Origin of the sequence: Sphingopyxis sp. BSNA05, assembly GCF_013265645.1 — a bacterium.
In the GTDB taxonomy this organism is placed as follows: Bacteria; Pseudomonadota; Alphaproteobacteria; order Sphingomonadales; family Sphingomonadaceae; genus Parasphingorhabdus.
The window spans coordinates 1-13,892 of the sequence record NZ_PYIA01000156.1; the positions used below are offsets into that span (position 1 = coordinate 1).

The window sequence follows — 13,892 nt, forward strand, 5'->3', positions numbered from 1 at the left end:
TTTGGTGCTGACCTCAATGCATTCCGGCGCACCGGAATATCGCTATCGGGTCAGTTCTAATCTCTGCAATCTCTATGGCGGTCCTCTAGCTAACCTGACCTGAACGGTCATGTAAACTATGGTAACAACTGGTAAACCATTGAAATTATATTACATTTTTGCGTAATTTATGCATAACTCAGGGGCAGGCGTTCGGGTCCCCTTAGGCGGTCTTTGGCGGCATAGAAAAATGCCTTATTTTCCATGTGGTTACATTTGCGACTGATTCGGTCGCAGAATTCCGCCGAAAAGAGCGTTTCAGATGCTATCCGGGCTTGCGAAATCGCATGACGAAGCGGCTGGTTTTACCGCGTACCGCCGGATCGAAGACATTCGTTTCCAGGTCATCATCGGCGTTGATGAACATCTCGCTTTCCCCGTCCAGCACGAACCCGGCCTTGAGGAAATCGGCGCGGGCGGTCGCCGGATCAATCCGGTGGGTTTTCTCGACCACCGCGCGTGTATCGCCCGGCAAGCCCACATGGTCGATCACGGCGACCACACCGCCGGGCTTCATGCCGGCATAGAGATTGGCCAGCACGGCAGCCGGATCCATCCTGTCGAACTTGAACTTTTCGCTCTGCCAGTAGAAATCATGATAGATCAGATGGAGCATGGCAAAATCCACGCTGTTTTCCGCCGGCTTGTAATCGGGCAATTGCGAAGGCACCATTGTCACATTGGGCTGCCGCGCAGCGACGCTCGCCCATTTTTCCTTGGACTGCTCGCTGGAAACAAATTGCGGCGGATTGACCGCGATAACCGATCCGTCCGGACCGACCGCACGCGCCAGAATTTCGCTATAATAGCCACCGCCGGCAAAATATCGAGCACGGCATCACCGGTCTCCAGCCCCATGAAGGCGAGCACTTCGGCCGGACTGCGACTCCCGTCGAGCGCGACATCCGCCGCGTCCCGCCCGGGAGCGGTCACAGCCGTCTCCAAATCGGCAGTCCTGTCCGCTGCGACATCCGCGGTTACCGGCGAGGTTTCTGTGGCATGGACCGCACCAGCAATCGCCAGGGCTGAAGCCGCCAATGTCAGGAATATCGAAGCACGCATGATGTCTCTCCCCAAATTATGGATCGTAACATGCACCCGTCACGATCTTCACACAAGCAGTGGCGATGCGTTTAATCTATATCCGGCTGTCTTTCGTCGAAACGATTGCCGCCCTACATCACTTCCGTTGCACCTTGCCATAGCCCATTTTCCGCGTCCCCGGCCGTCCCTCGGTCGATCGGCCTTTCGGCTGGGCGACCTGCAGGTCGGCTGGCAGGCCGAGCTCTTCGGCTTCCAGCTTGCGGATTTCGTCGCGCAAACGCCCGGCGGTTTCGAATTCCAGATCGGCCGCTGCATCGCGCATCTGTTTTTCGAGGCTTTCGATATGGGCGCGCAGATTGTGACCGACCAGAGGCTTGCTGTCGTCGTCGACCGCACCGGTGACCATGTCCTTGGCCGTGGCATGGGCGACGATATCGCCGATATTCTTCTTGATCGACAGCGGCGTGATGCCGTGCTCGAGATTATATTCGACCTGCTTCTCGCGGCGGCGGTCGGTCTCGCTGATCGCGCGCTCCATCGAGCCGGTCATCCGGTCGGCGTAGAGAATGACCCGGCCGTCGACATTGCGCGCGGCGCGGCCAATGGTCTGGATCAGCGACGTTTCACTGCGCAGGAAGCCTTCCTTGTCGGCGTCCAGTATCGCCACCAGCCCGCATTCCGGAATATCGAGACCTTCGCGCAGCAGGTTGATACCGACCAGCACGTCATAGACGCCCAGCCGCAGATCGCGGATCAGCTCGATCCGCTCCAGCGTCTCGACATCGCTGTGCATATAGCGGACCTTGATCCCGGCCTCGTGCATGAATTCGGTCAGATCTTCGGCCATCCGCTTGGTCAGCGTCGTGATCAGCGTGCGATAGCCCTGTTCGGCAACCTTGCGGCATTCGTTGATTACGTCATCGACCTGGTCTTCTACCGGTCTGATCTCGACCGGCGGGTCGATCAGCCCGGTGGGGCGAATGACCTGCTCGCTGAACACGCCGCCGGTCTGCTCCATTTCCCAGGGCCCGGGTGTCGCCGACACGCTGACCGTCTGCGGCCGCATCGCGTCCCACTCGTTGAAGCGCAACGGGCGGTTGTCGATACAGCTGGGCAAGCGGAAGCCATATTCCGCGAGGTTGATCTTGCGGCGATGATCGCCCTTCGACATGGCGCCGATTTGCGGCACGGTCTGGTGACTCTCGTCGACGAACAGAAGCGCATTGTCCGGAAGATATTCGAACAAAGTCGGCGGCGGCTCGCCGGGCAAGCGCCCGGTCAGGAAGCGCGAATAATTTTCGATACCGGCGCAGCTGCCGGTGGCCGCGATCATCTCGAGATCGAAATTGGTTCTTTGCTCCAGCCGCTGATGCTCGATCAATTTGCCTTCCGCCTCCAGTTCCTTGAGCCGCTCGGCAAGCTCGAACTTGATCGCTTCCATCGCCTGTTTCATCGTCGGCCCCGGCGTCACATGGTGCGAATTGGCATAGACCCGCACCTTGTTCAGCGTCGCGCCCTTCTTGCCGGTCAGCGGATCAAATTCGACAATCTCCTCGATCTCGTCGCCGAAAAAGCTGATCCGCCAGGCCATATCCTCATAATGCGACGGGAAAATCTCGAGATTGTCGCCTCGCACCCGAAAGCTGCCGCGGGCAAAGGCCATGTCGTTGCGCTTGTACTGCAGCGCCACCAGCTTGCGGATGATATCGCGCTGGTCGACCGACTGTTCCTTCTTGAGATCAAAGACCATCGCCGAATAGGTTTCGACCGAGCCGATGCCATAGAGACAGGACACCGACGCGACGATGATCACGTCATCGCGCTCGAGCAGCGAGCGCGTCGCGCTGTGCCGCATCCGGTCAATCGCCTCGTTTACCGAGCTTTCCTTCTCGATATAGGTGTCCGACCGCGCGACATAGGCTTCGGGCTGATAATAGTCATAATAAGAGACGAAATATTCGACCGCATTTTCCGGAAAGAAATTCTTGAACTCGCCGTACAGCTGCGCCGCCAATATCTTGTTCGGCGCCAGAATCAGCGCAGGTCGCTGCAATTGCTCGATCACCTTGGCCATGGTGAAGGTCTTGCCCGACCCGGTCACCCCGAGCAGCACCTGGTCGCGCTCCTCATCGCGCATGCCCTCTACCAGTTCCCGGATAGCCGTGGGCTGGTCGCCCGCCGGTTCAAAATCACTGACCAGCTTGAAGCGCCGTCCGCCTTCCGATTTTGCCGGCCGATGGGGCTTGTGCGGAACGAAATCTGCTCCGGTTTCGGGTTCGGCAAGGCCTCTTCTTATCACCAATTCTGTCATGAGAGTGATATGGAACAAAAAGGGACCAATGTCATCCCCGTTGTGCAGTTTTTGGGCGAAAGCAGCGATAGAAAATTTACATCCGCAGAACATGAGCTTAAGACTATTTGCAGAGCATAATATTAGAGGGAAGTTCTCGTGAGAAAATTACTAGCATCTGTAGCAGTACTCAGCCTGATCGGGGGCTGTTCCGAACAGGGCGCCGATCAAGACGGCGATGGAAAGATCACCGCCGAGGAAGTCGCCGAGGAAATGAACCGCGTTACGCTTGAACCCGGCGAATGGGAAAATACCGTGGAAATCGTGGATGTGGAAATCGAGGGACTGCCGGAAGGCGTGCCGGCCGGCGCCATTGACAGCATGAAAGGCAAGGTCACGACCACAAAATCCTGCATCACCAGGGAAGAAGCGGAAAATCCCGGCGCGCAATTTTTGCCGCACAGGAAAAGACCAATTGCGAGGTCACGAAATTCGACATGAGCGGCGGCGCCGTGTCGTCCGAGATGTCCTGCAGCAATATGGGCGGTGGCCCAGGCGAAATGACCATGAAGATGGACGGCCAATATGGACCGAGCAGCTATGACATGACCATGAATATGGTTGGCGGGGCAGCCGGCATGAAAATGAATATTTCGGCCAAGAGTAACGGCAAGCATATCGGCAAATGCCCGGCCGGTTGATCGCGACGACAAGATAAAAGAATGATCAGGGCAGGAGCACAGCGCTCCTGCCCTTTTTGCTGCACGCCGCCTCACCGCCGAGACGCGCTGCGGCATATCTATGACCGCGCAATCAGGCGCAGCGACATCAGGCTTTGCGCTTTTGCCAAGGGTGGGACATAAGCAGTCAAAATACAGGGAGACAAATATGAAACATCTCTTGGCTCTGGCCGCTAGCAGCGCGCTGATCTGGACCACACCCGCGATCGCGCAAAATGGTTCGGCCTCACCCGATCTGGCTGCTGCGATTGCAGCGGATTATGACAATACGCTCGAAGCCCTGTTTGTCGATTTTCACCGCAACCCCGAACTGTCCTACAAGGAAACCCGCACAGCCGCGATCATTGCGGAGAAATGGCGCGATTCCGGCTTCGCCGTCACCGAGAAGGTCGGCGGTACCGGCGTTGTCGCGGTGATGGAAAATGGCGCAGGCCCCACCCTGATGCTGCGCGCCGACATGGACGGCCTGCCGCTCGTCGAGGACAGCGGGCTGGACTATATGTCGACCGCAAAACAGGTCAGCATCGACGGCGAGGAAAAGCCGGTCATGCACGCCTGCGGCCATGATGTGCATATCACCTCCCTGATCGGCACTGCGCGGCAAATGGCCACGAGGAAGGACCAGTGGTCCGGTACGCTGGTGCTGATCGCGCAACCGGCCGAAGAACGGATCGGCGGCGCCCGGCTGATGATGGAAGACGGACTCTTTAGCCGGTTTCCCAAGCCCGATTATGCCATGGCCTTTCATGTCTCTGCGGACACGCCGACCGGCAAGCTGGCGCTGAGCGAAGGGATCACCTACAGTTCGTCCGACAGCGTCGACATCATCATCCACGGCGTCGGCGCGCATGGCGCGTCGCCGCATCGTGGCAAGGACCCGATCGTGATGGGCGCGGAAATCATCATGGCGCTGCAGACCATCGTCAGCCGGGAAATCGCCCCCCTCAAGCCCGCTGTGGTCACCGTCGGTTCCTTCCACAGCGGCTTCAAGCATAATATCATATCCGACAAGGCGACGATGCAGCTGACGGTTCGCTCGGACGACGCCGACACAAGGGCGAAGCTGCTCGAAGGCATCAAGCGTATCGCGACCAATGTCGGCCGGATGAACGGCCTGCCCGAGGACAGGTTGCCCGAGGTTCTAGTGTCGCATGAATCGACGCCGGCGACCTATAATGACGCAGAGCTGACCAAAAGGGTGATCGGTGTATTTGCCAGCCGGTTCGGTAAAGACGTGTTCGACAACCAGCCGCGCGAAGGCATGGGCGCGGAGGATTTCGCCTATTTTGTTGCGCCCAACACCGATGTGCCGGGCGTCTATTTCTCTGTCGGCGGCACGCCGCAGGCCGATTTTGATCGCGAAGAAGCCGGCGGGGCACCGGTGCCCTCTCACCATTCCCCTTTCTTCAAGGTCGCGCCGAGAGAATCCGTCACGCTGGGTACCGAGGCGATGACCGCGGCGGCGCTGGATCTGCTGGCGCCGAAAGCGGAATAATCTTGGCCGAAGAGCTTTCCTCTTCGCAGCGCGAGAGCCTGAAAAATCTGCTGCTTGAGCGGCAAGCCGAACTGAAGGCCCGCGATCAGGAGGGCGCCAGCTGGCGGGGACCGGTCGAACTCGACCAGCAGAGCGTCGGCCGCCTGTCGCGCATGGACGCGATGCAGCAACAGGAAATGGCCCAGGCCGAAGCGCGCCGCCGGACCAGCGATCTGGCGAGAATTGAGATCGCCCTGAACCGGGTGGACGATGGGGAGTATGGCTGGTGCGCGGAGTGCGGCGAAGCCATTGCCTACCGGCGCCTCGAAATCGATCCCGCCGCCCATTTGTGCATCGCCTGCGCGCGCTGATCCGCTTGAAATTTTGTCGCAGTTCGGACCAGGCAGGCCTTTTGTAAGCTTGACATGCAACCATATAGTTGCATATAGGGAGCCATGTCCGATGTCTTTGCCGCCCTCGCCGATGAAACCCGCCGCGCTCTGCTCGACCGGCTGTTTGTCAAAAACGGACAAAGCCTGACCGAGCTCCATCACGGCATGGCCATGTCCCGCCAGGCGGTGGCCAAGCATCTGCATATTCTCGAAACCGCCAATCTCGTCTCGGTCCACTGGCAGGGCCGGGAGAAACTGCACTATCTCAACCCCGTTCCGCTGGGCGATATCGTCCACCGCTGGGTCGGCAAGTTCGAGGAGGCCCGGATCGAGGCGCTGAGTGATTTCAAACAGCAAATGGAAAGTGCTTCCAACCCTTCCAGAAACAGCAAGCCAGAGGAGAAACGTCATGCCCGCAAATGAAACCGCCGATATCCACACCCGCGCGTCAACCGGCCAGGCCTGCACGCCGGATTTTGTCTATACAATCTTCATCAAGGCCGACGTGGAAGCGGTCTGGAACGGTCTGATCGACCGCGATCTCACCAAGGCATATTGGGGCCATTATAACGAGTCGGACTGGAAGCCGGGATCGCGATGGGCCCATGTCCGCAGCGATGGCAGTGGCGAAATCGACATCTGCGGGCGTCTGGTCGCGATCGAGCCTCCACACACAATGATATGGACCTGGTCGCTGGAGCGGGAAGCAGACAATCCGGCCTGCATCTCGCGCGTGACCTATGAGCTCACGCCACTGGGTCCGGACACGAAACTCACCGTGACCCATAGCGAGCTCGAGCCGGATCCCGGATGGATAATGGAGTGCGGAAAGGATGGCCAGCCGTGCTCAGCAACCTCAAGTCACTACTGGAAACCGGGTCCGTGCTGTCCGAGGAACTATGGCAAAAACCTAGCGTCAGCTTGAAGACAGACTGCGGCGGTCCAATCGAGTCTTATTTGCGCCCAACAGGTCGCCGCGACGTTTTTCACCCTTCCCCGCGTGAAGACATCGCCCTAATGTGCGGGCCATGGAAATCCCCGCAGATATCAAACCGTTCGACGGCCGTTTTGTCGACGGCAAGCATTTCTTCGCCTGCCGCGTCTATTTCGAGGACACCGATTTTTCCGGCATAGTCTATCACGCCAATTATCTGCGCTATATGGAGCGGGCCCGCTCCGACATGCTGCGCCTGCTCGACATGGATCAGGGCGCTGCTTACGAAAGCGGCGAAGGCGTCTATGCAGTGGTCGACCTGACGATGAAATATCTGTTGCCGGCGAAACTGAATGATGATCTGGTCGTTATCAGCACAGTCGAGACGCTGCGCGCCGCCAGCGTGATCATCGACCAGAAAATAATGCGCGGCCAGGACCCCATTGCGTCAGCTTCCGTTCACGCAGCGTTTCTTACGCCCGCCGGCGCCCGAGACGACAACCCAAGGCGTGGACAATGGCCTTTGCCGGCGTCATGGACCGGGCCGATACGAAATGAAGGATCATATATCTTGCTAGACCAACTTTCTCTGGGAGCGACTGCCGGAAATTTCTCTCCCTTCATGCTGTTCATGGAAGCCGATATCGTCGTCAAGGCGGTGATGATCGGCCTGCTGCTGGCCAGCGTCTGGACCTGGACGATCATCGTAAGCTTTGCCATGAACATCGGCCAAATCACCAGAAAGTCCGATAAATTCGAGCGGGCATTCGACAAGACGGAAAATCTCGACCGCTTCTATGACGAATATGGCCAGTCCTCCCTGCCCAGCGCCAGGGTGCTGGCTGCCGGGGTCAAGGAATGGCGCCGTTCGACTTCCAAGGCACCGATTGACCGCGAAGGCACGCGCCAGCGGCTTGCCAGCGCCATGAACACGACCATCGCCCGCGAAGTCGACCGGATCGCCGACCGGCTCAATTTTCTCGCGACCGTGGGCAGCGTCGCCCCCTTTGTCGGCCTGTTCGGTACGGTCTGGGGCATCATGCGCAGCTTCTCGGCGATCGCCGCAGAACAGAACAGCTCGCTTGCCGTGGTCGCCCCCGGCATTGCCGAGGCTTTGTTCGCGACGGCCATCGGCCTGTTCGCCGCGATCCCCGCGGTCATTGCCTATAACCGCTTCTCCCATCGCCTGAACAAGCTGGAGGCCCGGATGGGCCGCTTTGCCGAGGGTTTCCACGCCACGCTCAGCCGCGAACTGGAACTGGGAGACTGAGCATGGGCATGAATATGGGATCCGGCATCGGCAGGCGCGGCAATGGCCGCGGCCGCGCGCCGATGGCCGAGATCAATGTTACCCCGTTTGTCGACGTGATGCTGGTGCTGCTAATCATCTTCATGGTGACAGCTCCGTTGCTGGTCACCGGCGTGCCCGTCGACTTGCCGGAAAGCCGCGCCAACGCGCTGGAACAGGAGCAGGAGCCGGTCCAGATCTCGATCGACAACGAAGGCCGTATCTTCGTCGATGACGAGGAACTGAGCCGCGGTGCGCTGGAGATGCGGTTACGCGATATCGCCGCCGAACAGAATCCGGAAGATCCGCGCCAGATCATGCTGCGCGGTGACAGTACACTCGACTATGGTCTGATCATGGGCGTGATGGGCGAGCTGAACCGGGCCGGACTGAACCGGGTTTCGCTGGTCACTACAGGTTCATCGGAGACACCTTAAGAGTGGACCGCTGATATGGAAAAAGCTGAAAAAATTGGCTTGGGAATAGCGGCTGCGGGTCATGTGGCCCTGTTTGGCGCGCTCTCGGTGAGCATATTGAGCAGCACCAATGACGCGTTTCGCAACAAGCCGATCGAAGTGATGATCGCCGACGAGGTGGGCCTGGAAAGCGCCGCACCCAATCCTGCGATGGTCACCCCCGCGACCAGCGTTGCCCCGGAGCTGGGCGCACCGGAAGACAGCAGCATTGCCGCGCCGGAACCGCTGCCCGAACCACCGAAAGCCGAAGCCAAGCCGACCCCGGCGCCGAAACCGGCTCCCGTCTCCCGGGAACCCCGTCGGCGTCCGGACAAACCGGCCAGCGCCGCCCCGAAGGCAGAGTCGAAACCGGTTGCCAAGCCGACACCCCGCGGCTCGAGGCTCGGCGATGATTTCCTGAAAGGGGTCACCGATGCACCATCGGTCAGCCGCAACCAGAATATCGCGGCGGAGAAGGCGTCTCCCGCTGCTGTCGCTTCGCTGGAACGCGAGCTATACAGGCTGATCAAGCAAAATGGCGGCCGCCGACAGGCGCGGACGCGGAACTGTTGCGCACCAAGGTCACCGCGCGCCTAGACAGTAGCGGCAATATCATTGGCCGTCCGACGGCCACGACAACCGGCATCACGCCGAGCAACCGCTCGCAGGTCGAGATACATCAGGAGCGGGCCATTGCTGCGATCCAGCTCGCGGCCCCTTTCACGACATTCCCCGAAAATATTATGACGAGTGGAAGGTTATCGAACCTGTCCTCTATCTTGGCGTCTAGGAGACCATCATGCAATTACCCGCCCTCTACGTCCGCTCCGTCATGCTCGGCATTGTCGCCAGCATTGGACTGACCGCAACCGCGCATGCCCAGCTGACCGTCGATGTCGACAATAGCGCTTCGGAAGAACTGGTCATCGCCGTTCCCGGTCTACCAACGCAGCAAAGCGTCGACACGGCCGCTGGCAGCACCGCCGAACTTGGTGGCAAGATCAGTGATGTGATTGTCAGCGATCTGCGCTCGAGCGGACTGTTCAAGCCGGTTGGCCGCAACCAGGTCCGGTCGATCAGCTATGCCGAAGTTACCGCACCGCAATTTCCCTATTGGAGCGGCACCAGTGCCTCTGCCCTGATCCAGGGCTTCGTGCGGGCCAATCCTGACGGCAAGCTGACGGTGGGCTGCTATCTCTATGATGTCGCGCTGGAAACCGAACTCACCCGCCAGGCTTTGTGGTCGAGCCGCGCGACTGGCGCCGGGCCGCGCATAAATGCGCCGACAGCATCTATTCGCGGTTGAGCGGGGAATCGCCCTTTTTCGACAGCCGTATCGCCTATATCGCCGAGACCGGCCCCAAGGGGAACCGGGTCAAGCGGCTGGCGATCATGGACAGCGATGGTGCCAACCACCGGTTCATCACCAATGGCCAGGCCACCGCTCTCACCCCGCGTTTCTCGCCCGATTACAAGAGCATCGTCTATCTGAGCTTTCTTGACGGCAATCCGCGCATCTACGTCTATGACATCGGCACCGGACGGCAGCGCCTGATCACCCAGAGCACCAATCCGACCTTCGCGCCGCGCTGGTCACCCGATGGCAAGTGGATCCTCTATTCCATGGCGATTGCCGGTAATACCGATATCTACAAGGTCTCGGCAGCCGGTGGCGGCAAGCCACAGCAGCTGACCTTCTCCCCCGGTATCGATATCGGCGGCAGCTTCTCTCCCGACGGCAGCCGGATCGTCTTCGAAAGTGATCGCTCGGGCAGCCAGCAGCTTTATGTGATGGACGCCGATGGCGGCAACGAGCGTCGGATCAGCTTTGGCGGTGGCCGCTTTGCAACGCCGGAATGGAGCCCGCGCGGCGATCTGATCGCCTTCACCAAGATGGCCGGCAATTTCCGCATCGGCGTGATGACGCCCAGCGGTGGCGGCGAGCGTCTGCTGACCAACAGCTGGCAGGACGAAGCCCCGACATGGGCGCCCAATGGTCGGGTGATCCAGTTTTTCCGGACCACCAAAGGTAACGGCAGCACCGGAATCTGGCAGGTTGACCTGACCGGCCGCAACGAACGACAATTGCCGACGCCGGTCAACGGGTCGGATCCGGCTTGGGGGCCATTGCTGCCTTGAATTCAAACCAAGACAAGTCCCTGAAAAAGATTATATAAAGCCCAAGGGCAGATTCAAAAAAGGAGCAGAATTATGATAAAATATGCAACTCCCCTCCTGATTAGCGCGAGCCTGGTTCTGGCCGGCTGTGCCAAAAAGGCACCCGAGGAACTGCCGCCGCCACCGGTCGACACGACCACGCCTGCGCCCACACCGACCGGCCCCACCGGCCCTGGCTATGCGCCGGGTTCCCAGGGCGACTTCCTGGCCAACACAATGTCCGACCGGATATTGTTCGACACCGATCGTTTCAATGTCGACTCGCAGGACCAGCTCATTTTGCAGAGCCAGGCACGTTGGCTGGCACAAAATCCCAACGCGCGGATCACCATCGAGGGCCATGCCGACGAACGCGGCACCCGCGACTACAACCTCGCGCTCGGCGAGCGTCGCGCCAATGCGACGAAAAACTATCTCGCCTCGCTGGGTGTCAGCCCGTCCCGGATGACCACGGTCAGCTATGGCAAGGAACGCCCCGAAGCGCTTGCGTCCAACGAGAGCGCCTGGGCGCAGAACCGCCGCGCCGTGAGCGTCGTCGTCCGCTAGACCAGTGGACCGCACACGCAGACAAAAAAGGGCCGCTACCCCAAAGGTAGCGGCCCTTTTTGTAACCTGTCGGTCGCTTATTTCTTGGTGCCGGTCATTGCCATTTCACCAAAAGCACCCGCTTTCACCGAACCGGCTAGCTGGCCATCGGTGATTGTCGCGTCGCCTTCCAGCTTCATCGGCATGGGAACGGTCATGTTCATTTCCCAGGTGATGTGATTGCCGTCGACCTTGCCGTTTTCGACTTCCATCGATCCCATGGCACCGGCATTGGTGCCGGTGAACGTGTCACCGTCGGTGACGATGGTGAATTCCGACGTCTGGTCTCCCATCGGGGATTTGGTTACGCAAGTATAAGTTCCATCAATAGACATTCCATTCTCCTTTTCATGTCAAAGCCCTGACTCCGTCGGGGCTGACGATCACTCGCTGCTGCCCGCCGAATCGTTCGAACTGCTATCACTATTAACAGCAGTGTCACTAGCTTCATAGCCGCGATATTCGACCGGCATGTCGAGAGCGTCCAGCTGGGCCTGTATCTTGGAAACATCGCCGACGATCACCCAGGTGAACTTGTCCGGATCAACCGCCTCAGCCATCGCCTTGTTCAGATCGTCTTCGGTCAGCGCCTTGTAGCGGTCGGCAACGGTTTCGGCATAGTCCGAAGGCCGGCCGTACATCACGTCACCCTGCATCTGGCCCAAGATGCTGGCCGTGCGCTCGAACTGGCCGGGCAGCTGGCGGACATTGCCGTTCACCGTGCGCTCCAACTCGGCGGCGGTCACACCATTTTCACCCAGAAAATCGCGAACTTGGCCGTCCATCGCGGCCACCGCGGGGCCGGTCTGGTTGGTCTGGACCGGCGCACGCATCGTGTACATGACCCGGTCCTCGCCGCGCAGCACGCTATTGCGCGTGCCATAGCTCCAGCCCTTGGTCTCGCGCAGATCCATGTTGATTCGCGAGAGGAAATTGCCGCCCAGTATCTCGTTGGCCGCGTTGAGCGTCAGCAGATCATCCGACCCCTTGTAGGGCAGGACCTGCCCCGCCAGGATCATCGACTGCGGCGAGTTCGGCCGGTGGATGGCAATGATCCGGCCCTGGCCTTCGGGAATGGCCGCATCGAAATTCTTTGCCGGCGCGGCCTTGCCCGAGCCTTTCCACTTGCCGAAGCGCAATTCCAGCTTGTCGACAAGTTCCTGCTTGTCGATCCGGCCTGCGGCAAAGATCGTCGCCTTGGCCGGGTGCATCCATTGCTGGTGGAAGGCAGCAAGATCATCACGGGTGATCGCCGATACCGTGTCCTTGGTGCCATTGCCCGACAGACCGCGGCCATAGGGATGCTCGGTTCCGAAGAGAAGCGGCGGCAGCGTGTTGCTGGCGATGCTCAGCGGATCGCTTTCCTCGCGGTCGATCGCGGTCAACTGCCGGACCCGGATACGTTCGATATCGTCGCTATTGAACGCCGGATTTTCACAATATCCGCCATCAGGTCGAGCGAGGCGTCCAGATTGGGATTGACCGTGCTCAGGTCGACATCGGTGCGATCGCGCCCTCCGCCGATGCTAATATGGGCGCCCAGCCGTTCCTGCTGCTCGGCTATTTCGACCGAGGTCAGGCTGGTCGTGCCTTCTTCCATCACCGAAGTGACAAAATTCTGCAATCCGAGCTTGCCGGAGGAGTCCGCGCTGGTGCCCGCGTTAAAGGACAGCGTGACGCGTGTCATCGGCACCGCATCGCGGCGGGCGAAATAGACCTTGATGCCATTGGACAGGGTCGCGGTCTCGACATCCGGAAAATCGACGTTCGGGATTTCACCGACCGGCGGCAAGGCCGACCGGTCGGGAGCGGTGACCGTGCCGGCCTGCTCATCCTGCATATAGAAGGCAGGCGCGGTCAGAACGCCAGTGCGCGCGCCCTTGCCGGCGCCCACTTCCTGATATTCTTCCCGTTCGCCGGGCACCACCGTGATGCCGACGACGGGACGGGTCAGCCATTTCTGCATGGCCGCCTTGACCGCTTCGGGAGTCGTGGCCGCCAGTCGGCCGAGCTCCTTTTGTAAAATTCCGGATCATCGGAATAAAGTTCGCCCTGCGCCAGAGCGACCGCCTTGCCGCTGAATCCGCCCACTTGCTCCAGCCCGGCAATTCGGGCGGCGGCGTTGCGGGTGGCCACCCGTTGCACTTCATCCTCGGTCGGACCGTTGGCGATAAAGTCGGCGATGATTTCGTCGAGCCGCGCGGCAACGGCATCCGCATCTTCACCCGGTTTGACGTCGGCCTGAATGTTCACGAGGCTGCCGTGCACGAACGGGATGACATAGGCGGACACCGAAACGGCATTTTTCTCTTCACGCACCATGATATTGTCGAGCCGCGAGCTGGCCAGGCCGCCCAGCACCGTCATGCCGACATCGAGCGGCGTATAATCAGGATCATTGAGACCAGGCACCACCCAGTTGCGGTAGATACGCGTGGTCGCGACCTTGTCCTTCATCACTTCGTATACGGGG

At 59.9% G+C, this 13,892-nt stretch carries 17 protein-coding genes and 2 pseudogenes; 12 read left to right on the forward strand and 7 right to left on the reverse strand.

Annotation, left to right across the window (positions count from 1 at the left end; genetic code table 11):
- Window positions 1-304: 304 nt before the first annotated feature.
- The 3 genes from C8024_RS22280 to uvrB form a co-directional block, all read right to left on the reverse strand.
- Window positions 305-718: a hypothetical protein gene (locus C8024_RS22280; protein WP_254306089.1), complete on the reverse strand. Its 414-nt coding sequence runs from the start codon at window positions 716-718 to the stop codon at window positions 305-307.
- Window positions 715-1,101 carry a hypothetical protein gene (locus C8024_RS22285; RefSeq protein WP_254306090.1) on the reverse strand — a complete coding sequence of 129 codons (387 nt, stop codon included), beginning with the start codon at window positions 1,099-1,101 and terminating at the stop codon, window positions 715-717. Before C8024_RS22285 ends, C8024_RS22280 begins: the two co-directional genes overlap by 4 nt.
- Before the next feature lie 118 nt (window positions 1,102-1,219).
- Entirely contained in the window at window positions 1,220-3,394 is a 2,175-nt protein-coding gene (uvrB, locus tag C8024_RS18480; RefSeq protein WP_173207914.1) for an excinuclease ABC subunit UvrB, read from the reverse strand.
- 138 nt (window positions 3,395-3,532) lie between these two features.
- Here uvrB and C8024_RS18485 point away from each other — a divergent pair, with 138 nt between their 5' ends.
- The 12 genes and pseudogenes from C8024_RS18485 to pal all read left to right on the forward strand — a co-directional run bounded on the left by C8024_RS18485 (window position 3,533) and on the right by pal (window position 11,380).
- The gene (locus tag C8024_RS18485; RefSeq protein ID WP_173207917.1) at window positions 3,533-3,874 is read left to right on the forward strand and encodes a DUF3617 family protein; all 342 of its coding nucleotides are present in this window, start codon (window positions 3,533-3,535) and stop codon (window positions 3,872-3,874) included.
- On the forward strand, window positions 3,871-4,074 hold the full coding sequence (locus C8024_RS18490; RefSeq protein ID WP_173207945.1) for a DUF3617 family protein: 204 nt from the start codon (window positions 3,871-3,873) through the stop codon (window positions 4,072-4,074). The genes C8024_RS18485 and C8024_RS18490 overlap by 4 nt, the downstream gene beginning before the upstream one ends.
- 187 nt (window positions 4,075-4,261) lie before the next feature.
- Entirely contained in the window at window positions 4,262-5,608 is a 1,347-nt protein-coding gene (locus C8024_RS18495; protein WP_173207920.1) for an amidohydrolase, read from the forward strand.
- A 2-nt stretch (window positions 5,609-5,610) separates the two neighbouring features.
- On the forward strand, window positions 5,611-5,958 hold the full coding sequence (locus tag C8024_RS22290) for a TraR/DksA family transcriptional regulator (protein ID WP_173207923.1): 348 nt from the start codon (window positions 5,611-5,613) through the stop codon (window positions 5,956-5,958).
- 84 nt (window positions 5,959-6,042) lie between these two features.
- Window positions 6,043-6,402 (forward strand): helix-turn-helix transcriptional regulator, encoded by a 360-nt coding sequence (locus C8024_RS18505; protein ID WP_173207926.1) that lies wholly within the window; start codon window positions 6,043-6,045, stop codon window positions 6,400-6,402.
- Entirely contained in the window at window positions 6,389-6,904 is a 516-nt protein-coding gene (locus tag C8024_RS18510) for an SRPBCC domain-containing protein (protein WP_173207929.1), read from the forward strand. Before C8024_RS18505 ends, C8024_RS18510 begins: the two co-directional genes overlap by 14 nt.
- 103 nt (window positions 6,905-7,007) lie before the next feature.
- Window positions 7,008-7,471, forward strand: a pseudogene (locus tag C8024_RS22645) (YbgC/FadM family acyl-CoA thioesterase).
- A gap of 64 nt (window positions 7,472-7,535) precedes the next feature.
- Window positions 7,536-8,183, forward strand: coding sequence for a protein TolQ (gene tolQ / locus C8024_RS18520; protein WP_100094050.1), 648 nt, complete (start codon window positions 7,536-7,538; stop codon window positions 8,181-8,183).
- Between the two features lie 2 nt (window positions 8,184-8,185).
- Window positions 8,186-8,638 carry a protein TolR gene (tolR, locus tag C8024_RS18525; RefSeq protein ID WP_173207932.1) on the forward strand — a complete coding sequence of 151 codons (453 nt, stop codon included), beginning with the start codon at window positions 8,186-8,188 and terminating at the stop codon, window positions 8,636-8,638.
- A gap of 15 nt (window positions 8,639-8,653) precedes the next feature.
- On the forward strand, window positions 8,654-9,253 hold the full coding sequence (locus C8024_RS18530) for a hypothetical protein (protein WP_254306091.1): 600 nt from the start codon (window positions 8,654-8,656) through the stop codon (window positions 9,251-9,253).
- Window positions 9,254-9,488: 235 nt separating this feature from the next.
- Window positions 9,489-10,795, forward strand: a pseudogene (tolB, locus tag C8024_RS18535) (Tol-Pal system beta propeller repeat protein TolB).
- 75 nt (window positions 10,796-10,870) lie between these two features.
- On the forward strand, window positions 10,871-11,380 hold the full coding sequence (gene pal, locus C8024_RS18540) for a peptidoglycan-associated lipoprotein Pal (protein ID WP_100095588.1): 510 nt from the start codon (window positions 10,871-10,873) through the stop codon (window positions 11,378-11,380).
- 77 nt (window positions 11,381-11,457) lie between these two features.
- On the opposite strand, the gene C8024_RS18545 is transcribed toward pal, so the two are convergent.
- The 4 genes from C8024_RS18545 to C8024_RS18560 all read right to left on the reverse strand — a co-directional run.
- A complete protein-coding gene (locus C8024_RS18545; protein WP_100094047.1) occupies window positions 11,458-11,754 on the reverse strand; it encodes a hypothetical protein in 297 nt (98 codons plus the stop codon).
- 48 nt (window positions 11,755-11,802) lie between these two features.
- Window positions 11,803-12,804: a pitrilysin family protein gene (locus C8024_RS18550; protein ID WP_173207936.1), complete on the reverse strand. Its 1,002-nt coding sequence runs from the start codon at window positions 12,802-12,804 to the stop codon at window positions 11,803-11,805.
- A complete protein-coding gene (locus tag C8024_RS18555; protein ID WP_173207939.1) occupies window positions 12,801-13,385 on the reverse strand; it encodes a pitrilysin family protein in 585 nt (194 codons plus the stop codon). The genes C8024_RS18550 and C8024_RS18555 overlap by 4 nt, the downstream gene beginning before the upstream one ends.
- Window positions 13,370-13,892: pitrilysin family protein (locus C8024_RS18560; protein WP_173207942.1), on the reverse strand; the 523-nt coding region annotated here is incomplete at its 5' end. The genes C8024_RS18560 and C8024_RS18555, both read right to left, overlap by 16 nt.

Coding starts and splice junctions, on each gene's coding strand:
- C8024_RS18505 (WP_173207926.1), top strand. CDS start 6,043: ATGTCCGATGTCTTTGCCGCCCTCGCCGATGAAACCCGCCGCGCTCTG.
- C8024_RS18555 (WP_173207939.1), bottom strand. CDS start 13,385: ATGCAGAAATGGCTGACCCGTCCCGTCGTCGGCATCACGGTGGTGCCC.
- C8024_RS18530 (WP_254306091.1), top strand. CDS start 8,654: ATGGAAAAAGCTGAAAAAATTGGCTTGGGAATAGCGGCTGCGGGTCAT.
- C8024_RS18495 (WP_173207920.1), top strand. CDS start 4,262: ATGAAACATCTCTTGGCTCTGGCCGCTAGCAGCGCGCTGATCTGGACC.
- C8024_RS18545 (WP_100094047.1), bottom strand. CDS start 11,754: ATGTCTATTGATGGAACTTATACTTGCGTAACCAAATCCCCGATGGGA.
- uvrB (WP_173207914.1), bottom strand. CDS start 3,394: ATGACAGAATTGGTGATAAGAAGAGGCCTTGCCGAACCCGAAACCGGA.
- C8024_RS22285 (WP_254306090.1), bottom strand. CDS start 1,101: ATGCGTGCTTCGATATTCCTGACATTGGCGGCTTCAGCCCTGGCGATT.
- tolQ (WP_100094050.1), top strand. CDS start 7,536: ATGCTGTTCATGGAAGCCGATATCGTCGTCAAGGCGGTGATGATCGGC.
- C8024_RS18510 (WP_173207929.1), top strand. CDS start 6,389: ATGCCCGCAAATGAAACCGCCGATATCCACACCCGCGCGTCAACCGGC.
- C8024_RS18490 (WP_173207945.1), top strand. CDS start 3,871: ATGAGCGGCGGCGCCGTGTCGTCCGAGATGTCCTGCAGCAATATGGGC.
- tolR (WP_173207932.1), top strand. CDS start 8,186: ATGGGCATGAATATGGGATCCGGCATCGGCAGGCGCGGCAATGGCCGC.